This is a genomic window from Enterobacter sp. DVT3837, from assembly GCF_056238685.1.
Genome location: NZ_JBWDLA010000001.1, coordinates 2961604 through 2982612, shown reverse-complemented (window position 1 = coordinate 2982612; position 21009 = coordinate 2961604). Strand labels below are relative to the sequence as shown.

General features: G+C 51.0%; 30 protein-coding genes. 14 read left to right on the top strand and 16 right to left on the bottom strand.

The genetic code is table 11. From position 1 onward, the window contains the following. Window positions 1–72 precede the first annotated feature (72 nt). From AC0XWG_RS14765 to AC0XWG_RS14710, 12 genes are all read right to left on the bottom strand, one after another. Window positions 73–858, bottom strand: a complete 786-nt coding sequence (locus AC0XWG_RS14765; RefSeq protein ID WP_475680744.1) for a hypothetical protein — start codon at window positions 856–858, stop codon at window positions 73–75. Window positions 859–1003: 145 nt separating this feature from the next. After that, window positions 1004–1582, bottom strand: a complete 579-nt coding sequence (locus AC0XWG_RS14760) for a DUF1133 family protein (RefSeq protein ID WP_475680743.1) — start codon at window positions 1580–1582, stop codon at window positions 1004–1006. A gap of 13 nt (window positions 1583–1595) precedes the next feature. Next, on the bottom strand, window positions 1596–2585 hold the full coding sequence (locus tag AC0XWG_RS14755; protein WP_475680742.1) for a DUF968 domain-containing protein: 990 nt from the start codon (window positions 2583–2585) through the stop codon (window positions 1596–1598). After that, window positions 2582–3298, bottom strand: a complete 717-nt coding sequence (locus AC0XWG_RS14750; protein ID WP_475680781.1) for a phage antirepressor KilAC domain-containing protein — start codon at window positions 3296–3298, stop codon at window positions 2582–2584. Before AC0XWG_RS14750 ends, AC0XWG_RS14755 begins: the two co-directional genes overlap by 4 nt. Window positions 3299–3322: 24 nt before the next feature. Beyond that, window positions 3323–3712 carry a RusA family crossover junction endodeoxyribonuclease gene (locus AC0XWG_RS14745; RefSeq protein WP_088208214.1) on the bottom strand — a complete coding sequence of 130 codons (390 nt, stop codon included), beginning with the start codon at window positions 3710–3712 and terminating at the stop codon, window positions 3323–3325. Between the two features lie 70 nt (window positions 3713–3782). Continuing rightward, window positions 3783–4031: a hypothetical protein gene (locus tag AC0XWG_RS14740; RefSeq protein ID WP_475680741.1), complete on the bottom strand. Its 249-nt coding sequence runs from the start codon at window positions 4029–4031 to the stop codon at window positions 3783–3785. Then, window positions 4028–4687, bottom strand: coding sequence for an MT-A70 family methyltransferase (locus AC0XWG_RS14735; RefSeq protein ID WP_475680740.1), 660 nt, complete (start codon window positions 4685–4687; stop codon window positions 4028–4030). Before AC0XWG_RS14735 ends, AC0XWG_RS14740 begins: the two co-directional genes overlap by 4 nt. Next, complete coding sequence (locus AC0XWG_RS14730) at window positions 4687–5181, bottom strand: hypothetical protein (protein WP_475680739.1); 495 nt, start codon at window positions 5179–5181, stop codon at window positions 4687–4689. Before AC0XWG_RS14730 ends, AC0XWG_RS14735 begins: the two co-directional genes overlap by 1 nt. Further along, the gene (locus tag AC0XWG_RS14725) at window positions 5178–6068 is read right to left on the bottom strand and encodes a conserved phage C-terminal domain-containing protein (RefSeq protein ID WP_128348815.1); all 891 of its coding nucleotides are present in this window, start codon (window positions 6066–6068) and stop codon (window positions 5178–5180) included. The genes AC0XWG_RS14730 and AC0XWG_RS14725 overlap by 4 nt, the downstream gene beginning before the upstream one ends. Next, window positions 6058–6237 (bottom strand): DUF4222 domain-containing protein, encoded by a 180-nt coding sequence (locus AC0XWG_RS14720; RefSeq protein ID WP_083264141.1) that lies wholly within the window; start codon window positions 6235–6237, stop codon window positions 6058–6060. Before AC0XWG_RS14720 ends, AC0XWG_RS14725 begins: the two co-directional genes overlap by 11 nt. Window positions 6238–6477: 240 nt before the next feature. Then, window positions 6478–6948, bottom strand: a complete 471-nt coding sequence (locus AC0XWG_RS14715; protein ID WP_063928804.1) for a YmfL family putative regulatory protein — start codon at window positions 6946–6948, stop codon at window positions 6478–6480. A gap of 41 nt (window positions 6949–6989) precedes the next feature. Continuing rightward, a complete protein-coding gene (locus AC0XWG_RS14710; RefSeq protein ID WP_023305900.1) occupies window positions 6990–7208 on the bottom strand; it encodes a Cro/CI family transcriptional regulator in 219 nt (72 codons plus the stop codon). Window positions 7209–7306: 98 nt separating this feature from the next. On the opposite strand from AC0XWG_RS14710, the gene AC0XWG_RS14705 reads away from it, so the two are divergent. From AC0XWG_RS14705 to AC0XWG_RS14645, 13 genes are all read left to right on the top strand, one after another. After that, a complete protein-coding gene (locus AC0XWG_RS14705; RefSeq protein WP_032624446.1) occupies window positions 7307–8026 on the top strand; it encodes a LexA family protein in 720 nt (239 codons plus the stop codon). A 1123-nt stretch (window positions 8027–9149) separates the two neighbouring features. After that, window positions 9150–9521 carry a hypothetical protein gene (locus tag AC0XWG_RS14700; protein ID WP_016247397.1) on the top strand — a complete coding sequence of 124 codons (372 nt, stop codon included), beginning with the start codon at window positions 9150–9152 and terminating at the stop codon, window positions 9519–9521. A gap of 53 nt (window positions 9522–9574) precedes the next feature. Further along, window positions 9575–10405: a YfdQ family protein gene (locus AC0XWG_RS14695; RefSeq protein WP_181599446.1), complete on the top strand. Its 831-nt coding sequence runs from the start codon at window positions 9575–9577 to the stop codon at window positions 10403–10405. A gap of 135 nt (window positions 10406–10540) precedes the next feature. After that, window positions 10541–11080 carry a hypothetical protein gene (locus AC0XWG_RS14690; protein WP_061091835.1) on the top strand — a complete coding sequence of 180 codons (540 nt, stop codon included), beginning with the start codon at window positions 10541–10543 and terminating at the stop codon, window positions 11078–11080. Continuing rightward, window positions 11068–11265, top strand: a complete 198-nt coding sequence (locus AC0XWG_RS14685) for a hypothetical protein (protein ID WP_016247400.1) — start codon at window positions 11068–11070, stop codon at window positions 11263–11265. Before AC0XWG_RS14690 ends, AC0XWG_RS14685 begins: the two co-directional genes overlap by 13 nt. Further along, on the top strand, window positions 11262–11765 hold the full coding sequence (locus AC0XWG_RS14680) for a hypothetical protein (RefSeq protein WP_475680738.1): 504 nt from the start codon (window positions 11262–11264) through the stop codon (window positions 11763–11765). The genes AC0XWG_RS14685 and AC0XWG_RS14680 overlap by 4 nt, the downstream gene beginning before the upstream one ends. Next, window positions 11762–11983: a TraR/DksA family transcriptional regulator gene (locus tag AC0XWG_RS14675; protein WP_061091837.1), complete on the top strand. Its 222-nt coding sequence runs from the start codon at window positions 11762–11764 to the stop codon at window positions 11981–11983. Before AC0XWG_RS14680 ends, AC0XWG_RS14675 begins: the two co-directional genes overlap by 4 nt. Before the next feature lie 6 nt (window positions 11984–11989). Beyond that, complete coding sequence (locus AC0XWG_RS14670; protein ID WP_061091838.1) at window positions 11990–12202, top strand: hypothetical protein; 213 nt, start codon at window positions 11990–11992, stop codon at window positions 12200–12202. Continuing rightward, window positions 12199–12432: a hypothetical protein gene (locus tag AC0XWG_RS14665; protein ID WP_061091839.1), complete on the top strand. Its 234-nt coding sequence runs from the start codon at window positions 12199–12201 to the stop codon at window positions 12430–12432. Before AC0XWG_RS14670 ends, AC0XWG_RS14665 begins: the two co-directional genes overlap by 4 nt. Continuing rightward, complete coding sequence (locus AC0XWG_RS14660) at window positions 12429–12821, top strand: hypothetical protein (RefSeq protein WP_061091840.1); 393 nt, start codon at window positions 12429–12431, stop codon at window positions 12819–12821. The genes AC0XWG_RS14665 and AC0XWG_RS14660 overlap by 4 nt, the downstream gene beginning before the upstream one ends. A 201-nt stretch (window positions 12822–13022) precedes the next feature. After that, window positions 13023–13595 carry a 3'-5' exonuclease gene (locus tag AC0XWG_RS14655; RefSeq protein ID WP_061091842.1) on the top strand — a complete coding sequence of 191 codons (573 nt, stop codon included), beginning with the start codon at window positions 13023–13025 and terminating at the stop codon, window positions 13593–13595. A gap of 44 nt (window positions 13596–13639) precedes the next feature. After that, window positions 13640–13849 carry a hypothetical protein gene (locus tag AC0XWG_RS14650; RefSeq protein WP_001515618.1) on the top strand — a complete coding sequence of 70 codons (210 nt, stop codon included), beginning with the start codon at window positions 13640–13642 and terminating at the stop codon, window positions 13847–13849. A 2-nt stretch (window positions 13850–13851) separates the two neighbouring features. Further along, complete coding sequence (locus AC0XWG_RS14645) at window positions 13852–15039, top strand: phage integrase Arm DNA-binding domain-containing protein (protein WP_475680737.1); 1188 nt, start codon at window positions 13852–13854, stop codon at window positions 15037–15039. Between the two features lie 218 nt (window positions 15040–15257). Here AC0XWG_RS14645 and AC0XWG_RS14640 read toward each other — a convergent pair whose 3' ends face one another. Further along, complete coding sequence (locus AC0XWG_RS14640; RefSeq protein ID WP_128347406.1) at window positions 15258–16445, bottom strand: MFS transporter; 1188 nt, start codon at window positions 16443–16445, stop codon at window positions 15258–15260. 124 nt (window positions 16446–16569) lie between these two features. Then, window positions 16570–16830 carry a DUF2534 family protein gene (locus AC0XWG_RS14635; RefSeq protein ID WP_008500962.1) on the bottom strand — a complete coding sequence of 87 codons (261 nt, stop codon included), beginning with the start codon at window positions 16828–16830 and terminating at the stop codon, window positions 16570–16572. 208 nt (window positions 16831–17038) lie between these two features. On the opposite strand from AC0XWG_RS14635, the gene eco reads away from it, so the two are divergent. Beyond that, window positions 17039–17542, top strand: a complete 504-nt coding sequence (gene eco / locus AC0XWG_RS14630) for a serine protease inhibitor ecotin (protein ID WP_049006431.1) — start codon at window positions 17039–17041, stop codon at window positions 17540–17542. Window positions 17543–17577: 35 nt separating this feature from the next. Here eco and mqo read toward each other — a convergent pair whose 3' ends face one another. Continuing rightward, the gene (gene mqo, locus AC0XWG_RS14625) at window positions 17578–19227 is read right to left on the bottom strand and encodes a malate dehydrogenase (quinone) (protein WP_128347405.1); all 1650 of its coding nucleotides are present in this window, start codon (window positions 19225–19227) and stop codon (window positions 17578–17580) included. A gap of 255 nt (window positions 19228–19482) precedes the next feature. Then, window positions 19483–20919 carry a magnesium transporter gene (gene mgtE / locus AC0XWG_RS14620; RefSeq protein WP_049006426.1) on the bottom strand — a complete coding sequence of 479 codons (1437 nt, stop codon included), beginning with the start codon at window positions 20917–20919 and terminating at the stop codon, window positions 19483–19485. Between the last annotated feature and the right edge of the window lie 90 nt (window positions 20920–21009).

Genomic DNA, 21009 nt, shown 5'->3' with positions numbered 1-21009 from the left:
TGAATCCTCTCAGTAATGAGGGGAAACAAAAAAGGCCACCCGTCGGCAGCCTATGTATATTTGGTTGAAATATTATCGTGGTAGATGCTGCTGAAATCCTTGCCAGGTGAAGGAATCAAAAACTTCTTGGATGGTAGTAGTTATATTCCTCATTGATTCTTCGGAAACGTCTACTTCACCATAATGACCATCAGCCATAGTGTATCCAAATTTTGTACCTAATAAATTACCAAGCATCAAAGCCCCCTGTGGAGCAACGACAAAACCATTATCCAATGGTTGAAGCTTTAGAGGTTTTGGTACTTTTCCTGCACCAAGACCACGCGCCCTGTCCTCTAAATGTTGTGCTGAGTTTCTAACAGCTCTCAAATGAGGAAAATCTTTTGCAATTTTTGCGTGTAATTTATTGATGTTATCTGGAGCGCCAGCCTCTTCTGAGATGACCTTCACAAACTTATCAATAGTATATAAGGCATTAAGGAAAGATTTTGCGTGCAAAAAAATTATTCGTTGTTGATGGCTAAAAGGAATAATTCCTTTACTCCACTTATTTCTTTTTAAGCGAGTATCAACCTCGACTCGAACTTGCTCATAACCTTCGTATGGCCCCAAACCCAATTCCTGTCGAACCTGAGCCTCTAATATTTGCCGATGTTGGAAATCATCACGGCGATGATGAAAAGAATTTTCATCGAACATAGCTGTGTTGTTTCTCTCAGCATTAAATAAATTCAATGCGACGTTGGCATCATAAAAAGCAGTCTCAAGCTGGTTTAATAGATTTTCGAATTTCCTGCTAACTTCAATATCATCATAAAGGAGACCACTACCGGGCTTGGTTAATTCAAAAATCAACATATATCTGCTCCAGAAGAGAAATGTGTATTAATTATATTACTCTTCTGAAAGATTTATCCATTTATTGAGCAACAAAAAACCCGCAACTGTGGCGGGTTTATGTTTTGTTGCTCAGTACGCTTTACTGTCCCGAGCCTAACACAATTTAAGCACTTTCTTGCTCACCCTGCAACTTAAATCTGTCGCTATTTGTGCCAAACGCATCACAAAGTGGAGCGTACAGGATCGATTCTGCCAAACTTACCCATGTGTCGATGCGGCGGCGGCAAGTGATTAGAGTCCAGTCAGGGTGTTTTGCATTCAGCTCATTTGCCATCTGCAGTTTGCTCTTGCGCAGCCGGTGACGGTCAACTATTACACCATACAACCCACGGTATTCTTCGTTCATGAGTACAGCGGCGATCACGCCATCAATCTTCAGCCCTTCTTCGTCAGAACAGAACGCCAGGCCGCTTTTGTTTTTGCTGTCGAGGATTTCGCGCAGGTATGCTTCCAGCTCAGGTTTAGTGATGCCGGATTTCTTCATGCGGCGCAGCGCATCGTTGATTGCGGTCTTGGTGATTTTCCCGGATGCCAGCAACTGGTTGAACATATTTCCGCCAGAACCACCACCGATGTATGACCAGCGGCCCCACATGCGAAGCTTGCCCTGTACCCAGATGCTTTCGAGAGTGTGAAGGCGAACCATCTCGCCGGATTTGCCAACTTTTGAAGGATTGATCATGTTGCGTCTCCACTTACGCCAGTACGCCGATTTCCAGCGCACGATCTAAAAACCGAAATAACAGCACCAACTGGTCGCCGTGCTTCGCTTCAAATGCCACAGGATCAGCGTGCAACTCATCGTGATGCGCTCTGCACAGCGGTATCACAAACAGGTCGTGCGCTTTTGTTCCCATTCCACCCTGCCCGTGGCCTATCAGGTGGTGGGGGTCGTCTGCCGGGTTATTGCAGCAACTGCACTGCTGCGACTTCACCCAGCGGGTGTACTTATCGTTCTCCCAGCGGCGGCGCTTTGGCCTCAGCATGAAAGATTCCGGTGATTCAGGATCGACCTTCACCGAGACTATCTTCTTAACTTTCTCCTGGAGGATTTCAGTAGCCGGTAATGACGGAACAATGTCGCTTTCCCGCATCACTGAGCTGTGCGATTCTGGCTTAATCCTGAGTGCCTGATTGGCCACTGATTCAGGTATAAGGTCAGCCAGATCGTTGCGTACCATCCACCAGCAGAACTCAGGAAGCGTCAGGGTGTGGTCTGCGCTAAAGCCAAGCATGATATTCACCCTTTCGAGTAACCATTTTACCAGGTTCTGCATGGCAATTCCTGCCAGTCTTTCAGTGTTTTGTTCACGTAACTGGTTATCACAGCCCCAGCAGAGTCGAATACTTCCGGGGGCGTGACGCATTACCGTAAAGTCCTTTGAATGCCATTCATTGTGAGGCCACTGACATTCGAATTTACGCTCCAGCCAAGCATCAAGACCGCTAAGCCCACCTGCCCGCTGAATTACTCTCTCATTCAGGAGAATTTCCTGCATACTGACATCATCTGTCAGTGGCTGGTGCGCTTCCGGAATAAGACCAGATGGAAGATGCTTGATTGCTTCTGATGGGGTTTCAATCACTACCCGGCCACGACGGAACAGCCACAGCAACTCGTTACCAGGGCGGAACAGCACCACCCCGGACATTGGCGCAACTTCAGGTGTCAGTATGGCTCTCACGCGATTTGCCCCTTAGCGATATGTTCAGCCCACAGGCCGCCAATCCAGCGGACGCCCTTAGCGGTGAAGCGAGACTGATTGAATGCGTAGTTGGTCTGGTTGGTGGTGCCGGTCTTCACTTCAAAGCGCCCTGCTTCGATGTGTTTACTCTTTGGTGTAAGCACACGGTTTAGTCGATACATGATGCCATTCTCAATGAGGAACATCGCGAACTCGGGTTCTTTGGCATTCAGGAGCTTGGCTACCTGCCGGAATGTCATTGAGCCAGTGGCTTTGACGTAGCGATCAACAAATTCAGCCTTAGGTGCGGCAATTGCCAGTTCTTCACTCAGGCGTTGCTTCTGTTCGGCAAGGTCGGCAGCGAGGCGGAGTGCTTCAGGAAGTGTTTGAGGAACTACCATCCCGGCTCCGTTCTCCAGTTCCTGCCAACGATCAACCAGACGAGCAGTAAACTCCGGGCACAGCTGTGCAACGATCACATAGCTGTCTCGCTTGTTAACTTCGTAGTAGTGATAAACCTGCTGGTTCTGGGGATGGGTGTACTGCATTGCAGCATACCCCCCAATAACACCTGAATGCATGAGTCGCTCGATTGCCACACAGACGTTGCTGTGCCGTGAGTCGACCAGTTTTGCAATCTCACGGCTGGACATCGTTATTTGATGCCCCATCGCGGAGGCGTGGTGAGTCGGACACATTACGGTGATATTCATCTGATTCATGCTCTTCTCCACTTATCAGGCGGCTGCACCCGCCAGAGGTTCATGTTTCTTGATCGATATCTCTACTCGTCCACCAGGTACTTTCGGGCCCCACTCCACCAGCATTCGCTGCACCTGACTGTCATCCTCCCAGATGCCAGCGTGAGTAAGCGCGTCAAAAAGAGCCTTGTTGTAGTTGTCGATATCACGGCGGCGTTCGTCCGGTGGGTACAGCATAATTTCGACGGCTGCCGGTACGGTCGACGGTTTCGGAAGGAAGCGCAACTGCTCAACAATGGCCACGCAGGCAGCGCTTTGATATGCCCTGCCTTTGGCGCTGATAAGATGGCGGCCTTTTAACGGCCCCTTGTTCGGGGCTCGCCAGTATGTGTTTACACTCGGCGGGAACGGGAGCACCAGTTTCATAAGGTCACTCCCTGCTTTTTCAGCCATTCCACCGCGTTATCTCTGGCCATGTATCCACCGGATAACTCGTTCATAAGTCCTCCCCAATGCGGCCCTTGTAGCGGCCAAAGCGACCGTTAAGCCGCCCGATGATGCTGTAGAACATCATTAGGCTTACCCCCATAGGCTTAACCTTCTCGTGATATTCCTTCAGGATCGGCGTTGCTATTGAGTTCCACCCTGCTGAGGGATTATCAGTGATGGCTTTCTTAAGCGCGGTGCTGCATTGACGAGCAACATCACGAACCGCGTTATCCTGCTCGGTTGATAGTTTTATCATGCTGCATGCTCCCGGTTATTTGTCACCGGAACAGCAACACCGGAAATCAATTCAACCGCAGCTGACTCGGCCTGATTACCCCAGTGGTCCCAGCCTGGCGCACCGCAGCGGCTGAATAGTTCGATGCGAGAAACGTCACCGTAAAGCTTCTCCAGCCTGAAACGGGCCTCTGCTGGCTTCTGGCTATGCTCACCGAGTGGACTGTAGATAACCTGCTTGATGCTGGCGCACTGGCGTTCGAGTCCATTCCCCCTGGTGGCGATCAGCATGTCTTCGGTATTGGCTCGGGTGTAGTTGCCGCCGTTCATGCGGGTCTGCTCGTTAAGCAGGTCGAGGAAGTCGTAAAAATCCTCTACTCCACCAGACTGAAGTGCTTTGTTGATGTGCTGTTCTGCCAGCGAGTTGAACTTCACCCAGGTGAAGCCCTTCATCGTGCGGACCTTAAAGCCCCATGCTTCAGCCAGTTCGATTGCCTCTCGGGTGTGCGTCCCGGTGAACCACATAGCCAGAACAGCATCATCGGCAGCAAGGTCCCAAACTGGAAGGCGCTTCATGTCGATCAGCTTCATCGTGTCGTAGTGGTCTTCTGCTGCACCGTTGCTGGCTTTGTTGTCATAGAGCCATGCTGGGTCAGCGTAAATCAGTGAGTATTTCATCAGACGTTCCTCGCTCTGCCAGTCAGACACCAGCCATCACCACATGGTTTTGCTCTCTGAACCATACTCAGGCAGCGCTGGCGCTCCTCCAGAATTTTCCCCCGCATTTCTTCGCTTTTGGAGCGATTGAAGGCATCCATCAGGACAGTGGCGGCCCGCAGGAACAAACCCTTGTCAGATAATTCCTTTGCCTTCTCCATCATCACAACGACAGCAGGGTTTGGTGCACTTTCCTGTTTTGGCTCAGGCATGACTTCGGCTTTTTCTACCGGGTAGCGCGGGACAATAGGCCCAATTGGACCAACAGGTGCCTTTGCGTAGTAACGGAAGTTAGGACGCACACCTTTGCGCTCAGCGCGGTTAAGCATGACCAGACGGCATACCGCACGCTGAACGCTGTGTAATTCGTACTCCGGTAGTGCGGCGGCGATCTCTCTGTTCGTCAGTCCTGGGTTGTTGGCCACGAACAGCTGGATAGTTTTCAGAAAGCTCATAGGGTACCTCCGGAAACACGGAAACCTGAGTTGGCTGGAACGCTGTAATCAACGTTCTGGAAGTTGGCCTTAAAGTTTGGGTCAGAGCTACCGCTCAGTTGCCAGCGTCCTTTGACACACGCAGGCCTGCCGCGCTTTTGCCATTTCTGAGCCTTATCAAAATACTCAACGCAATTTTCTGGACCAAAGAGAGTGCTCGGGCGAAGATAATCATCCATTTTTGGATCGTCAGCCCATTTTGCTGTGAGATAGTCCACCACCAGCATCAGGTCTTCAGCGCTGTAGTCTTCGGAAAGTCTTCCCCTGATGTATCCCAAAACGGTTTTGTTGCGCCCGCCCTTCCCGTATGACGATCCAGTAACCTCGTTGAAATGGGATAAGACACGAATTGCCGGATCGATATCGTCTGGTTGCGAGGCAACCTGACAAGAAGTTTTTTTATCTGATGGATCAGTAGTTGATTTTACTGACGGATCCCCACCAGATTCTGACGGGTGAAAACTGCCGTTATTACTGCTTTCCGACGCATCGAATTTTGACGGGTCGGATTTTGATGCATCAGATTTTGACGCGTCAGATTCTGACAGGTGAGAAAAGGCAGAATCACGGAGCTTTTTAACATTTAATTGATAAACGTTGGATGCGTTACGGTTGCCCTTACGGCGCTGCTGGCGAGTCAGCCAACCATCTTTCTCAAGTTGACCTATTGCCGTGCGAACAGTACTCTCACCAGCCCCAATCTGACGGGCAATAGTAGCGATAGAAGGCCAGCTAACCCCCTCGTCACTGCTGAAGTCTGCCAGACGCGCCATGATGGCAACGCTGGACAACTTCATGCCTGAAGAAGCGCAAGCGTCCCAAACGTAACCGGTTAATTTAGTGCTCATGGTCGTCCTTTAACTCTGTAAATTTACGCTGGAATTGCTCAAGAGGGCTGAAGCACTCATGATCGTACCCTTCGCGCAGGTATATAACGCGTCGAGTCTGTGGCTCCCATCTGATGACATGGACCGGGACGCCGTAGTGGTCTTTGAATCGCCGGTTAACTTCAGCCATTCCTCACGCCCCTTCTCGTTCATCTGAGCAAAAGCCTCTACCATCGCGTTCTCTGGCTGGTAGTTGTTCGTGCCAGCCTGGTCGTTTAATCTCTCCACATAGCCGAACGGGGAGTCTTTTCCCACCAGCGGAAGGCATCTGAATTGCTTCGCTGGTCTCAATCGGTTTAAACTGTTCATGCGTTAGTTTCTCCACTGAATACGACACGCCACGACGCCCGGAGCTGCACACTCGCGGGCGTCACTTTTTTGGGCTTTTCTTACGGCTAAACAGCGCGACAATCGCGCGGATTTCTTCCTCACGCGCAGCCAAGTGACGGCGGTGATGTTCGTGAATCTCTTCAGCTTCATGCGGCTCAATCACTCCATCCTCCAGGGCTTTCTGGATAATCTGATCAACCTGACCACGTGCTGCTGCAGTTCTCATAGCGCGGGTAAACAGATCGACACGGTCCAGGTCTTCCATCTGAGGAGCATCCACCAGCAGAGCACCGCGACGCTGTGCAAAGTAATCAGCCAGGAGAGACGTGTTTGAAATGTCCTCCATCGCTTCCAGCTCGTTCACTTCGAAGAAGCGGCAGCCGTTCTTCTCGTACAGGTTGTTGTTGAACTGCGTTACGGACATGCCAAGAGCACCAGCCATAGCCTCACGGCCACCGGGGTACGCTTTGCACATCGCTTTCACTACTTCTTTCAGGCTTGGCTCTACCATGTTGTTTTTCCTTTGGTAGTTACGTAATGCTGAATGCTGGGTTACGGTGTGACTGCAACGTCAGGATCAGCAGGTTTGTTTTTGTTAGGGAATGGTCGTACTTCCTCGGCTTCAATTTTCCCGTCTTCGTTAACCAGGATATTTACCCGGCGATTACGCTTGAGGGCTTTACTGATGGCGCTTTGGTATACCCCAAGAGCCTCAGCTGTTTTGGCCTGACCGTTTTCCAAAACATATTCAGAGAGCGGAATAATCTTCATTGGTTTTCCTCGTGGTTTGCACATAAGAAGTATCACTGTTAGTGATAAATAAGTCAACACTAGCGGTGATTGGTGATTATGCCGTGCGGTGATAAATTATGAGAATGAAAAAGAAACCATTGACCGCCGAACAAATTGCCGACGCCAACAGGCTGAAAGCTATCTTTGAGTCCAAGAAAAAAGCGCTGGGGCTCTCACAGGAGACTTTGGCTGAACAAATGGGTATGGGGCAAAGTGGTGTCGCTCAGTTACTGAATGGCACCAACGCTATCAACGCTACTCATGCTGCACAGTTCGCTAAAATTCTCGGGGTAAAAGTCGATGATTTCAGTCCATCCCTTGCAGCTGAGATATCAGCTATGTTTGAGGCGATTGCTAACGGAAGAAATCAATCCTCTGTGTATGAGTACCCGCTGTTAACCGAAGTTCAAGCGGGTTCATTTTGCCCAGTTAATTCATACACAGAACGCGACGCGAAGGAATGGGTTTCAACCACTGTTAAAGCCAGTGATTCTGCCTTTTGGCTTGAGGTATCAGGCCATTCAATGACTGCTCCTCCAGGAGTAAAGCCAAGCTTTCCTGAGGGAATGCTCATACTCATCGATCCAGAACAGGACGTTGAGCCTGGTGATTTTTGCGTAGCTGGTATATTCAACGATTCAGAGGTCACTTTTAAAAAATTTGTGCGTGAAGACGGGAAGCCCTGGCTAGAACCTCTAAACCCCAGCCCTCGCTATCAGGCCATTGAATGTAATGAGAATTGCAGGATAATAGGCAAAGTTGTTAAGGCCCAATGGCCTGAAACCATCTTCGAATAAGGAGCCAATCGGCTCCTTTTTTTTGCATCTTTTTTCATCTTACTAATCATAAAGTTAACACTATACGTGATATTTTTATCACTACAGGTGTTGACCATTTAATTACTATTGGTGATACTCATTATGCGCCGGGGTGATGATGTTTAAGACCATCGGTAAGTTAGCGGTACGGTATATGGCACATGTGCCGCAGCGGTCCGGGGATTCCTTGCAAGACATATCCAGATCCAGCGGGTAGCCGGAATGTGCAAGCCAGTTGTGTACGACAGCCAGAGACGTTTCACCAGCGTGGCGATTAGGTGACAGCCCAGACGATATCTGAGTGGCTTAAAAAACAGATGGGAGCCGGTGGAATCCCGGCACATAACATGAAAGCGCACTCCATCAACTATCGGTTGTGGATGACAGGTAAGTAAACGCACGGAGTGCGCTTCCAGTTGTGATGAATTGCAGCCCTTTGAGGCAACCAGAAGATAAGCACCTGGCGTCACAGCACTATTGAACATGGCGAAAGCCGAAAGACTTGAAGGCGGTTTTCTCAGGTTGCGCGCTAAAGAATAGCGGGGAGAACCTGGGGCGGAGAGCAAACCCCGCGATGCAGGACTTGAAATACCTCACAGACCAATAAGCCGTCTGGCAGCGTAACTGCCCTTTACATCAGCCCCGGCGAGGTGGCGCCGACGGACCGGGGCTGATGAATCGCAACACAACATGAAAGCGCATTCCTCTTTTCACTGATGGGGATCGGTTTGTTACCTGGCGGAGTGCGCTTCCAGTTGTGGTAATGCGGCTCTGCGCACGTGACGAGGCCAATAAGTTTATTTCAACTTTGAAATGAATACGTTTCTTAAGGTGTAGCGTCGTCGGTTCTGGCCGGTCCGGCAGGTGGAGGCACCACCGCCACAACAACATCATTGCTGTGTGTAGTCTTTGCCCATCACATCGGTGGGCACCTTTTTTACACAAGAGACAAGGGCATCACCGGGCGACGGGCTCATTCCCCAATCCACCCGGGCGCTATGGAAATGGACCTCCTACCCATAGCCGAAGCGCAGGTGCCCTTTTCTGTTGTGTATGGAGAAGTTCCACTGGCGGTGGCAGCCGCCTCACAGAGGGTTAAACCATGAGTAATGACCGCATGACCGTAGTGCCCGATTTCCTGGGCGAACTGGATGCCGGCGTGTTCATGAACAAGATCGCGGCAGCTTTAAACACTACCGCGCTTGGCGTTCTGAACAACGGTACCAAAGGCAAAGTAGTCCTCACCTTTGATATTGAGCGTATGGGTAACTCCGTCGAAGAGAAGCGCGTCAAGATCAAGCACAAGCTGAACTACGTCACCCCCACCCCGCGCGGTAAAGCCTCCGAAGAAGACACCACCGAAACACCAATGTGGGTTAACAAAGGCGGCAAGCTGACCATCCTGCAGGAAGATCAGGGGCAGCTGTTCGGGATCAACGGCGGCGTTGACGGAAAGCTTAAAGCGGCACAGTGATCCGCAGCAGACAAATCACTGACATCCGATTGACCACATATTAAGGAAATTTTATGTCCCAGATTTTAGACGGCAATGCCCTGCAGCAGGTGAAAGACCTGGTTCTTTCCGGTTACCACCTGGATGCAGCAAAAGTTACGGCATGCCCGACTGCCCTGCTTCCTGAAGGTGTTAACGTTGAAAGCCTCGAGCGTTTCGAACTTGAGCGTTTTCGCTTCCGTGGCGCCATGACCACAACCAGTATTCCTGATTTTGTGCGTTACGCAGCAGGCTACGCCAACGAAGCCGAACCAGCGCGCTGCTTTATCGATGCTGACAACATGACCGCACGCTCTGTCTTCAACATCGGTACGTTGGCTAACCCTGGCCATGCTGATAACGTCGCCTCGATCACCCTCAAAAAGACAGCACCATTCCGAGCCTTGCTTCAGGTAAACGGCAATCGTCTGGGCCAGAAAGAAATTGCTGAATGGCTGGAGGACTGGGCCGACTTCCTGACCGCATTTGATGCCGACGGGAATGTGTTGTCCATCGCGCAGGCAGCTGGTGCCGTTCGTCGCGTCAATATCAAACAAGTCTCGGAAGCTGCTCATGAAGACGAAGACTTTGGCGGCAAAAAGTCCCTGATGCAGAGCGTTGAAGCCAGCAGTAAAGACGTCATGCCGGTGGCCTTTGAGTTCAAATGCGTGCCATATGAAGGACTGGGCGAACGCCGCTTTAGCCTGCGTAACAGCCTGCTTAAAAGCGGGGAACCAGTGTTTGTACTCCGCATCGTTCAACTGGAAGCCCAGGAAGAAGCTATCGCCAACGAGTTCCGTGACCTGCTGATCGAGAAGTTCACCGACAAGCCGGTTGAAACCTTTATCGGTAACTTTAAAGCGTAATTTCTCTGCATTAAATCCCCGGCGCCGCGGGGATTTATTGAAGCGTAATTCCCTTTATTAATCGCCAATGGCGAGGGATTCGTACAACCAAAAACTGGCGCAGGTGCAGCTGCCAAATATGGAGAAGAAAAGACGATGAGTTATATCCAGACACTTTCAGGAAAGAAATTCGATTACCTCAATTCAACCGCTGACGATGTGGAGATCGAGGATATCGCGACCGCACTTTCACACATCTGCCGCTTCACTGGTCATCTGCCAGAATTTTACAGCGTGGCCCAGCACTCGGTGCTGTGCAGCCAAATTGTGCCGCCAGAGTTTGCCTTTGAAGCCCTGATGCATGACGCGGCCGAAGCGTATTGCCAGGACATCCCTGCTCCTCTCAAAGCACTTCTGCCGGATTATCAACGCATCGAAACGATGGTTGATGACCTGATCCGCACCAAATTCAGCATAACCTCTGATATGTCAGCGGTAGTGAAATATGCCGATCTGGTGATGCTTGCCACGGAACGCCGCGATCTGGATATCGACGACGGCTCACTCTGGCCTTGCCTCGAAGGTATTCCGGCCAGCGACATTATCCAGATCGTTCCTCTTCGCCCAGGCCAGGCATATGGCTTGTTCATTAACCGTTTCAATGAGCTTACGGAATCACGCGCATGCCTCGCATGAAGATAAAAGAACTGGTAGCCGCAGCCCATGCTGCGGCGGGGAAACTGCCACCAGCAGAAGCCTCTCTGATGCGTGAGGTAGCCACTCGCCTGGACGTTACATTTGCCGCCTTGACGGAATCGATGGACCAGCGAATGAGCCTTGACGCCGAAATTAACCATCTTCGTCAGGAGTCCGTCCAATGACCACCAACAAATACGCGACTCTGCACGGCACAATCGCCAGAGCTAAACGCAACGACTGCCAGAAGGTAGTGATGCGTGTGACGTTAGTTGAAAAACTCCTCCTTCAACTGTCAAACGCTGAGAAGCAGGTAGCTGCGCTAGCTGCGGAAGTTCAGGCGGTGCGATGGGCTGCCGGGCAGGTTTATTCAGCTGGGTATAATCATGGGCACCTTAATACTGCTGATGAACTCCCCTATGCATCTGATGAAGAACTTCTTCAGAGAGGAAATGAAGTCCTTATCGAGTTCACCGACCCAGACCATTCAGGCAATGTGACCGACGCTGTACTGGATGAAGTGCGTGCCCACGCTATCAAATCTGCCCTCAACGATTGTTCGGAGTGCCTCGATAGGGACTGCATCATGGATTCGAACGGCATCAGTTATGAAGATGCTGCACTCCGTGAAGCGGGTGCCATGGCGCTGCACGATGCGTTACTTCGCCAGGAGCGTGCCGTATGAGTTCAGACATCATCGATCAGGCAAACGAGCTGGTAGAGCACCGCCTGCAGCTGGCCATACAAAAACACCGTATTGATCAGAATGCAGTCTCTGCAGAGCACTGTTCTGAATGCGAAGAGGACATTCCTAAGGCGCGCCGGGTTGCAATGCCTGGCTGCAAAACATGCGCCAGTTGCCAGGAAGTTTTAGAGCTCATGATAAAGCAGCGTAAGGGGTAATCGACAATGGCAATAAACCAGAAAATAAAAACCCATACCGGAACCATCATCACCAAAGATGGCGAGAAAACCGTGCAGTTGCGCGAGACTCCAACGACCTGGTGTGTTGGCCGCACTGAAACCTACCGGAAAGAAGATGGCCGCCGCAGCGGAGCGCCGTTGACATCACGCAGACTGATTCTGAGCAGTATTAAGCCAATCGAAGGCGGTGGAGCATGAGCAATTTGTTACTTCTCAAATGCACCAAAGACACTGAAGGTTGGTGGACTGAGGGAGAGGTTTACCCGGCTCGTGTGGTTGCGGGTGGCTTCGTTCTGGTTGGTGATGATGACGAACTGGACGGAGAAGGATGGAGTGCCGCGCCGAAGGAATACCGTGAAGATGGCTCAGTGGTTTATCAGGTCGGCGGCGTTGATGGTGAAGTTTTGTTTGAGGAATCAGCCCAATGAGCGACGTTGGCAAACAACCGTACCGCGCTGACGGCGGCGATATAAGCACTGGCCGCCTCAAAGAGATAGCAGACAACCCATACGGTGACGAGGAGAAGTGCTGGCTGGCGAAGCGCGTGCTGGCATCGCTCGAAGCGGAGCCTGTGTCGCAGGTTCTCTCAAGTCGAGCGGGTAACGATACATCAACGATTGATAAAGCTCTGCCAGAAGGAACCACGCTCTACACCGTCCCACCAGCGCCGGTAGTGCCGAATGGTTGGGTGATGGTTCCGGTCGCGCCGACAGAAGAAATGCTTGCAGAACTCTGCCTTGTTAAAGGTTGGACAGACCGAGCGCTTAATGCCCGGTACCAAGCAATGCTTGCCGCAGCACCCAAGCCGGAGGCCTAATGCCCAGTAAACTCACACAGCGGCGTCTTCGCCGACTTAAAGCCGATGTCGCATGGTGGCGTGCAGAGGCTGAAGATTGCAGAACACGTCTGCTGGAGCTGGCGGGGGAAATCGATAGAGTACGAGCACAGATCGTCAGAGTACCAATGCCGGTGGTTGTCCCCTCGGCTTTAATCGCAGAATTAGCAATGGAGAAAGCAGTTGAACGACTTAATGATTGACCTTGAATCAATGGGAAAAAAGCCAAACGCGCCGATCGTCTCAATTGGTGCCGTCTTTTTTAACCCTCATACAGGTGAACTTGGCCAAGAATTCTATACGGCCGTCTCGCTTGAAAGCGCAATGGATCAAGGGGCGGTACCGGATGGAGAAACGATTCTTTGGTGGCTAAAACAAAGCCCTGAAGCGCGCTCAGCTATTTGCGTTGATGATGCGATGCATATCACTGATGCACTGTCGGAACTTAGCCATTTCATTCACCGGCATGCATATAATCTCAAATACATGAAGGTCTGGGGTAACGGGGCCACGTTTGACAATGTGATTCTGCGCGGAGCTTACGAACGCGCCGGACGCATTTGCCCGTGGGAATTTTGGAACGATCACGATGTACGCACGATTGTTACCCTCGGTCGCAGTGTTGGTTTCGATCCGAAGCGTGACATGCCTTTCATTGGCGATGTTCACAACGCCCTGGCTGATGCGCGCCATCAGGCAAAATATGTGTCAGCAATTTGGCAGAAACTTATCCCTGCCACCAGCACCAACGAGTAAACCACTCAGCCCGGGTGCAGCCGGGCTTTATGGAGAAGGAAACCATGGCAAAGCTAATGAAAGCGAGTCTCTGGAGTAAGCGCGAATTTACCAAAGACTCCATTCCTGACAACCGTACAATTAAACGTTGGGTCGAAAACGGATTACTCATGGGAAGGATTGTAGATGGTTCAGTTTTTGTCTATGAAACCGAAAAATGGGGAGTTGACTCAATTGTTAATCAGGCGGTACGTCAGTTAATAATTGAGGGTTGACCATGGCAGCAAGGCCACGAAAAAAAGAATACCGCCACCTTCCTGATTATCTTTTTTTTGATAAAGATCGTGGCGTGTATAAGTTCACGCTTATAACTGGGAAAAAGAAAACTCTCGGTTCGGATCGAGTAATGGCTATAGCCATCGCCCGAGAATATAACCTGAGGATGCGCCCTGAAAATACACCATCGATAGATTCATTAATTCGGGAATCGGGAGGGCTGAATGGTGAAGCCCAACCGTTTTCTGAACATGTTGATCGCATTATGGAGAGAGCAATCAAAGATGAGCAGCCGTCTAAAAGCACACTTGACGATTGGAATAATGATGCCATCAGGGTTAAAGAATTTTTTAATAACATACCCGCATGCGATATTGAGCTTGAGCACGTAAATGCCTACATACGAAATTACCATTCTGAATCGTCGGCCAATGTTCAGAACCGAAAAGTTAGCTTCCTGAAAAAGCTATTCTCTTATGCTGTTGATGAATCGCTAATGATGGATAACCCTGCAACACGGAAAAAAATGCGGCGTGTCGATAAAAAGGTCCGCCGGCGACTTACTTTGGAACAGTTCCTGGCCATACATGCAGCTGCTGAACCTTGGCTGAAGACTGCAATGGACCTTGCCATACAAACTACGCAAGCGCGCCTGGAAGTTTCCCGGATCCGGTACTCGATCAAGGAACCTCAAGAAGGGGTTTGCGGCTGTGTATGGTTCGATCAGGAGGAGGCTGGCATATTCGGAACGCTTTACATTCATCGGCAAAAAGTGCAGCACAAAGAGGCTTCACACGTCGCTATTCCGATCGGCAGGGCCCTGAAAGATATCATCGACAACAGCAGAGACAATGTGGCCAGTCCTTATGTTGTTCACCGGCTTCTGGAAAAGAGAAGCAATCCGATAAGCAAGGAAGTTAACCACCCAACACAGGTGGCCCCTGATTATTTGAGCAGGGCATTTTCAGAGCTGCGGGACCGGATAGGTGTAGCGGCAGAATTACCTATCAAAGAAAGGCCAACTTTCCACGAGATTAGAGCGCTGGCGGCTCATATTTTCGAAAGACAAGGTATCGATCCGCAGGCAAGGATGGCCCATAGTGATGCAAAATCGACAAAAATTTATACCCAGAACCATGTTGAATGGGTAGAAGTTCCTCATGCTGAAATTGTCTTTAAAGCCGGGTGATGTATGGGGAAAAACCTACCCGTAACTCATTGATGTATATAGTGCGGATTTTGCAAAAAATGCACTGTTTGCATATACAGTCAAACATGCCGTAGCACCAGTATTTACAAGGGTTGCAGCGGCTTTACCGCAGTGACATGGGGTGTCGGGGGTCGGAGGTTCAAATCCTCTCGTGCCGACCAAAAATACATTGAAAACCAGCCTGATGGCTGGTTTTTTTATTGCGCCTCACCCGGTGTTTTATGCAGATACGCCAGCGTAACAAGACAAATTACCGCTCCGGCATAAAACGTGTATTGTGCGCCAAACATTTCCCAGATCGCTCCGGCGCTCACGCTGGCGATTAGCAATCCCACGCCACTGACCAGGCTAAAAATACCAAAAGCCGTACCTCGCAGATCGGCCGGAGCGGTTTTAGCAACCATGGCCGCCAGCACCCCCTGAGTCATTCCCATATGAACGCCCCACAGTGCGACACCGACAATAATACCGATCCAGTGGCTACTCAGCGCCAGAACGACATCTGCGCCAATCAATACCATTAACCCCCACTGCAGGAGTCGAGTGTGGCTCATGCCATCAGAAAGCTTGCCAAAGGGATAGGCCGAGAGTGAATAGAGAACGTTCATTACCACCATCACCAGCGGAATAAACGCCAGGGGAACACCCGACTGTTGCGCACGAAGCACAAGAAATGCCTCGCTGAAACGGGCCAGAGTAAACACCGCGCCAAGGCCAATCACCCACCAGCACGCTTTCCCCAGACGCTTCAGATTCGCTCTTTTGATGGGGTTAGTGCGTTTGTGCTCGACAGGGGTTTTCGGTTCCTGCAGACCAAAATAAAGCAGTGCAACTGAAAGCAGGCCGGGGATGAGCGCTATCCAGAAAACGGTACGGAAATCATTATCCAGCAACAACATCAAACTCACCGCCAGTAATGGTCCGAGAAAGGCCCCAGTGGTATCCATCGACTGACGCAGCCCATATGCCGCACCGCGCATTTCCGGCGGTGTGACGTCTGCAACCAGTGCGTCTCGTGGTGCTCCCCGGATCCCCTTCCCCGTTCGGTCCATCAGACGTGCACCTAAAACCATACCTGAGGAAGAGGCCAAAGCGAAAAGGGGTTTGCTTAGCGCGCCCAGGCCATATCCCAACAGTGCCAGACCTTTGCGCTGACCAAGATAGTCGCTTATCGCTCCCGAAAAGACCTTAATAAAGAGAGCGGTTGCCTCCGCCAGCCCTTCAATCAGACCGATGAATAACACGCTGGTCCCGAGCGTGGTCATCATAAAAAGAGGGAGCAGGCTGTGAATACTCTCTGAAGAGATGTCCATCAGCATACTGACGCCTCCCACAACCCAGACACCTTTTGGGATCTGGCTGAGTACTGGAAATCTGGAAAGCATGCGCGACTCCTGCTTTAAAAACAGTTGCCTGAATGTTTACAGAATAGGATATGGCGGATTAAAAAACCTGAGGAGGAATAATGGGGCTATAAAAAAGCCAACCCGCAGGCTGGCTCATGAAGGCTTAGTGCTTTTCGCGTCCACCCAGGAAGAAAATACCCAGCGGGATAGCCAGCAGCACGGTGAACACCAGGCTGTAGACAAAGATCATTGCTGATTGCAGGACATACATGCTGGTCGTCCATGCTGAGAGGGGGATGTTGTATTGTTCGATAACGCCAACAATGGTTGCCCGCCCAACGCATGCGGCAGCAATCATAAACACAACCAGTAGCGCCAGGAGGAACTTACGGCCTTCAGGTGTTTTAAGTTTTGCACGAACCATCTCACTTCCCTTTACAGATGAATAACATTATAAGGTGTTTAAAATAACACGAACTATCGTCAGACTCCACACCAGTACAAACAACCATTAAAAACGCCAAAATTAAGTTTATAACACTGAGAATATTGAAAATGTAAGTAAATAAAACCAATCATTCATGAGCGCTATGCTAATCTGTTCAGGATCGTTTTGACATAAAGGAATGACAATGAAAAACGCACCTAAGTTTGCCATCGCTCTGATCGCCGCCGCGTGCGTCAGCACCAGCGCTTTTGCCAGCGAAACCCCAAAAGAGCAGCCGCTGGAAAAAGTTGCCCCATATCCGAAAGCGGACAAAGGGATGAAGCGTCAGGTGATTCAGTTACCGGCTCAGCAGGATGAAGCAAATTTCAAAGTGGAGCTGTTAATTGGCAAAACGCTGGAAGTGGATTGCAACCAGCACCGTCTGGGCGGTCAACTGGAAAGTAAAACCCTGGAAGGCTGGGGTTATGACTATTACGTCTTCGATAAAGTCACCTCTCCGGTCTCTACCATGATGGCCTGCCCGGATGGCAAGAAAGAGAAGAAATTTGTGACGGCGTATCTGGGTGACAACAGTCTGCTGCGCTACAACAGCAAGCTGCCGATCGTGGTCTACACGCCGGAAAACGTGGAAGTGAAGTATCGCGTCTGGAAGGCAGATGAGAATGTCGGACAAGCGGTAGTACGTTGAAAAAAAGCCGGGTAATCAATACCCGGCTTTTTTATTTACAGCGCGATATCCGCAACCGGTTTGTTTTCTGCCTGAGGTTTAAGCTCCGCTTTTGGCGCAGCATCAGCAGCCTGCGGCTTGACGTATTGCAGTTGCAGTACACGGCTGGTGTATTCCAGCTCCTGCTCCGTTGCCTCCACGTTACCGTTCAGCTTTGTACCGTAGGATGGAATAATAGTTTTCAGCTTAGCCTGCCATTCCGGGCTGGACACTTTATCTTTAAACACTTTTTCCATCAGGTGCAGCATGATTGGCGCAGCAGTAGATGCACCAGGTGACGCCCCCAACAGCGCAGCAATTGTGCCATCCTTATCGCTCACCACTTCGGTACCCAGGCGCAGCACACCACCCTCTTTCGGGTCGCGCTTGATGATCTGCACACGCTGACCCGCCTGCCACAGACGCCAGTCTTCTTTCTTCGCCTCCGGGTAGTACTCTTTCAGCGCTTCGAAACGATCGTCGTCAGAGAGCATCACCTGGCTAATCAGGTATTTCACCAGGTCGAAGTTATCCAGTCCCACATCCATCATTGGCTTAACGTTAGAGGTGGTGGTTGCACTGAGCAGATCCCACAGAGAGCCGTTTTTCAGGAACTTAGTTGAGAAGGTCGCGAACGGCCCAAACAGCACCACGCGTTTGCCGTCAAGCATACGGGTGTCGATGTGCGGCACAGACATTGGCGGCGCACCAACAGAAGCCTGACCGTACACTTTAGCCAGATGGCGATTCACCACTTCAGGGTTTTCGGACACCAGGAACTGGCCGCCGACCGGGAAACCGGCATAATCGTCAGCTTCCGGAATACCGGATTCCTGCAGCAGTTTCAGCGCCGCGCCACCTGCTCCAATAAAGACAAACTTCGCCTTGATGACGTGCTCGGCTTCGTTGTTTTTCAGGTCAGCAACGGTCACGCTCCAGCTGTTGTCCGCGTTGCGCTTAAAGCCACGCACTTCGGTGCTGAGCTGCAGATTGAAGTTCTCTTTTTTCTTCAGAGACGTCACCAGCTGACGGGTTATTTCACCGTAGTTAACGTCAGTACCAATTTCAGTACGGGTTGCCGCCACTTTCTGGTTCGGGTCACGACCTTCCATAACCAGCGGGGCCCACTCTTTGATCTGAGCGTGGTCTTCAGAGTATTTCATACCGCGGAACAGCGTGCTCTGCTGCAGAGCCGCGTAACGCGCGCGCAGGAAGTTGACGTTCTGCTCGCCCCACACAAAGCTCATATGCGGCACGGTGTTAATGAAGGAGTGCGGGTCATGCATCACACCGCTGTTGACCTGGTGTGACCAAAACTGGCGTGAAATCTGGAATGCTTCGTTGATCTCTACCGCCTTCTCGATACTAATGGAACCGTCCTTTTTCTGCGGCGTATAGTTCAGTTCCATGAGTGCCGAATGTCCCGTACCGGCGTTGTTCCAGCCGTTCGAGCTCTCCTGCGCCACGCCATCGAGGCGTTCGACCATGGTCATTGACCAGTCTGGCTGCAGTTCCTGCAGATAGGTTCCCAGCGTGGCGCTCATGATACCGCCACCAATTAAAAGGACGTCCGTTTCCTGCTCTTTTGGTGCGTCAGCTTTCGCCGCCATTGAGACGGTGTTAAGCCCCACGGCCAGAGAAAAGAGCATGGCAGTCATTTTTTTCATAATTTATGCCTTAGTGTAAAAGTGCTTGATGCGTGGAAATTGCAGGTGAAAAAAGCTGCGGGGGCACGGTAACAACTTTTAAATATTGTTTAAAGGTTACGAAATTATTGTAATTGTGAAATTTAATGATGGATTGTTTGTGGGGAATTACGCTGGCTGCTGGTACCGATTAATTTGCAAACGCAGTGAAAGGATTGGGTGTACTGGGCGGGATTATCATCATGGTACTGCTTCCCGCCCGTATTAAGCATCTGATTAAAGAAGAAAAATCGTCGCCAGCCCAAGAAAAATAAAGAAGCCACCGGTATCGGTGATGGCAGTGATCATCACGCTCGCCCCCACTGCAGGGTCGCGTCCCAGTTTGGTCATCGTCAGAGGGATAATCACGCCCATCATTGATGCCACCAGCAGGTTCAGTACCATCGCCAGCATCATCACGCCTCCTAGCGCCATATCGTCGTACAGCCACCAGGTAATACCGCCCATAATGCCGCCCCATACCAGGCCGTTAATCAGCGCAACGCCCATTTCTCTTAAGATCAGGAAGGTAAAGTTGCCGGGCTGAATGTTCTCCAGCGCCAGGGCGCGGACGATCATAGTGATAGTCTGGTTTCCGGTGTTGCCGCCAATCCCGGCCACAATCGGCATCAGCGACGCCAGCGCGACTAACTGAGAAATAGTGTGTTCAAAACCATCAATCACGCGGGAAGCGATAAACGCAGTACACAGGTTAATGGCAAGCCACGCCCAGCGGGTTTTGACGGCCTTGCCAACGGATGCATGGACGTCGTCTTCCGCGCTGAGCCCGCCGAGAGCACGTAAATCGTTATCAGTTTCTTCGTAAACCACATCAACGATCTCATCAATGGTCAGACGCCCCATCAGCTTGCCGACAGAATCGACTACCGCTGCACTCACAAGGTCGTCACGTTCGAAGGTACGCGCCGCTTTTTCAGCATCGTCTTCCGGAGAGAAGACCATCGGCTCGGTCTCCATCACTTCACTCACCCGCCGTTGAGTACTATTGAGCAGGATCGTTTTCAGTTCCAGCTCACCGAGCAACGTTTTATCCCGCGAGGTCACAAACAGTTTATCGGTGTTATCCGGCATACTGCCGAGGCGGCGCAGGTAGCGCTGGACGGTACCAAGCGTAACGTCCGGGCGTACCGTGATAACGCCAAACTCCATGATCGCGCCAACGCTGTGTTTCTCGTAGTGCATCACCTGACGCACACGTGCCCGCTCTTCGGCTGGCAAAGAGGCCAGCAGGCGGCCGGTCAGATTACGCGGCAGATGTTGAACAAGGTAAATCTGTTCGTCGATATCCAGCGTTTTCAGCGCATCAAGAATATCCCGGTCGCTCATCTCGTCGATAAGGTCATCCCAGACGTTTTCCGAGGCTTCAAGCAGCACCTGACCACGCTCGTGATCCTGCACCAGACGCCACAACGCATGGCGCTCCTCCGAAGGGAGCGCCTCAAGGGTATCGGCCAGGTCAGGCGGGGGTAAATGGGCAACCAGCGCACCTACCTCAGCAATATCGTCGGCTAAGGTGCCGACATCATATTGCTCAGCCAGGGTCAGTTTGCCCAATAACGCAGAAGTGACCGCTTTATCGGTCGTGAGAAGCCAGATCAGTCGCGCGCGTTCCTGGTCACGCTGTCTGGCGCTGTTTTTCGTTAATACCGACATCAATCATAAATCCATGAAATAAGATGGTATTAAGCATAGCGCGGGGATATGTAAATAAGAATAAACAACAGGGCGGGATGGAGAAAAAAG

Bases quoted from the DNA above. Each gene is read 5' to 3' on its own strand.
- AC0XWG_RS14765 (WP_475680744.1), bottom strand. From the start codon at position 858: ATGTTGATTTTTGAATTAACCAAGCCCGGTAGTGGTCTCCTTTATGAT.
- AC0XWG_RS14760 (WP_475680743.1), bottom strand. From the start codon at position 1,582: ATGATCAATCCTTCAAAAGTTGGCAAATCCGGCGAGATGGTTCGCCTT.
- AC0XWG_RS14750 (WP_475680781.1), bottom strand. From the start codon at position 3,298: ATGAATATCACCGTAATGTGTCCGACTCACCACGCCTCCGCGATGGGG.
- AC0XWG_RS14745 (WP_088208214.1), bottom strand. From the start codon at position 3,712: ATGAAACTGGTGCTCCCGTTCCCGCCGAGTGTAAACACATACTGGCGA.
- AC0XWG_RS14740 (WP_475680741.1), bottom strand. From the start codon at position 4,031: ATGATAAAACTATCAACCGAGCAGGATAACGCGGTTCGTGATGTTGCT.
- AC0XWG_RS14735 (WP_475680740.1), bottom strand. From the start codon at position 4,687: ATGAAATACTCACTGATTTACGCTGACCCAGCATGGCTCTATGACAAC.
- AC0XWG_RS14730 (WP_475680739.1), bottom strand. From the start codon at position 5,181: ATGAGCTTTCTGAAAACTATCCAGCTGTTCGTGGCCAACAACCCAGGA.
- AC0XWG_RS14725 (WP_128348815.1), bottom strand. From the start codon at position 6,068: ATGAGCACTAAATTAACCGGTTACGTTTGGGACGCTTGCGCTTCTTCA.
- AC0XWG_RS14720 (WP_083264141.1), bottom strand. From the start codon at position 6,237: ATGGCTGAAGTTAACCGGCGATTCAAAGACCACTACGGCGTCCCGGTC.
- AC0XWG_RS14715 (WP_063928804.1), bottom strand. From the start codon at position 6,948: ATGGTAGAGCCAAGCCTGAAAGAAGTAGTGAAAGCGATGTGCAAAGCG.
- AC0XWG_RS14710 (WP_023305900.1), bottom strand. From the start codon at position 7,208: ATGAAGATTATTCCGCTCTCTGAATATGTTTTGGAAAACGGTCAGGCC.
- AC0XWG_RS14705 (WP_032624446.1), top strand. From the start codon at position 7,307: ATGAGAATGAAAAAGAAACCATTGACCGCCGAACAAATTGCCGACGCC.
- AC0XWG_RS14700 (WP_016247397.1), top strand. From the start codon at position 9,150: ATGAGTAATGACCGCATGACCGTAGTGCCCGATTTCCTGGGCGAACTG.
- AC0XWG_RS14695 (WP_181599446.1), top strand. From the start codon at position 9,575: ATGTCCCAGATTTTAGACGGCAATGCCCTGCAGCAGGTGAAAGACCTG.
- AC0XWG_RS14690 (WP_061091835.1), top strand. From the start codon at position 10,541: ATGAGTTATATCCAGACACTTTCAGGAAAGAAATTCGATTACCTCAAT.
- AC0XWG_RS14685 (WP_016247400.1), top strand. From the start codon at position 11,068: ATGCCTCGCATGAAGATAAAAGAACTGGTAGCCGCAGCCCATGCTGCG.
- AC0XWG_RS14680 (WP_475680738.1), top strand. From the start codon at position 11,262: ATGACCACCAACAAATACGCGACTCTGCACGGCACAATCGCCAGAGCT.
- AC0XWG_RS14675 (WP_061091837.1), top strand. From the start codon at position 11,762: ATGAGTTCAGACATCATCGATCAGGCAAACGAGCTGGTAGAGCACCGC.
- AC0XWG_RS14670 (WP_061091838.1), top strand. From the start codon at position 11,990: ATGGCAATAAACCAGAAAATAAAAACCCATACCGGAACCATCATCACC.
- AC0XWG_RS14665 (WP_061091839.1), top strand. From the start codon at position 12,199: ATGAGCAATTTGTTACTTCTCAAATGCACCAAAGACACTGAAGGTTGG.
- AC0XWG_RS14660 (WP_061091840.1), top strand. From the start codon at position 12,429: ATGAGCGACGTTGGCAAACAACCGTACCGCGCTGACGGCGGCGATATA.
- AC0XWG_RS14650 (WP_001515618.1), top strand. From the start codon at position 13,640: ATGGCAAAGCTAATGAAAGCGAGTCTCTGGAGTAAGCGCGAATTTACC.
- AC0XWG_RS14645 (WP_475680737.1), top strand. From the start codon at position 13,852: ATGGCAGCAAGGCCACGAAAAAAAGAATACCGCCACCTTCCTGATTAT.
- AC0XWG_RS14640 (WP_128347406.1), bottom strand. From the start codon at position 16,445: ATGCTTTCCAGATTTCCAGTACTCAGCCAGATCCCAAAAGGTGTCTGG.
- AC0XWG_RS14635 (WP_008500962.1), bottom strand. From the start codon at position 16,830: ATGGTTCGTGCAAAACTTAAAACACCTGAAGGCCGTAAGTTCCTCCTG.
- eco (WP_049006431.1), top strand. From the start codon at position 17,039: ATGAAAAACGCACCTAAGTTTGCCATCGCTCTGATCGCCGCCGCGTGC.
- mqo (WP_128347405.1), bottom strand. From the start codon at position 19,227: ATGAAAAAAATGACTGCCATGCTCTTTTCTCTGGCCGTGGGGCTTAAC.
- mgtE (WP_049006426.1), bottom strand. From the start codon at position 20,919: ATGTCGGTATTAACGAAAAACAGCGCCAGACAGCGTGACCAGGAACGC.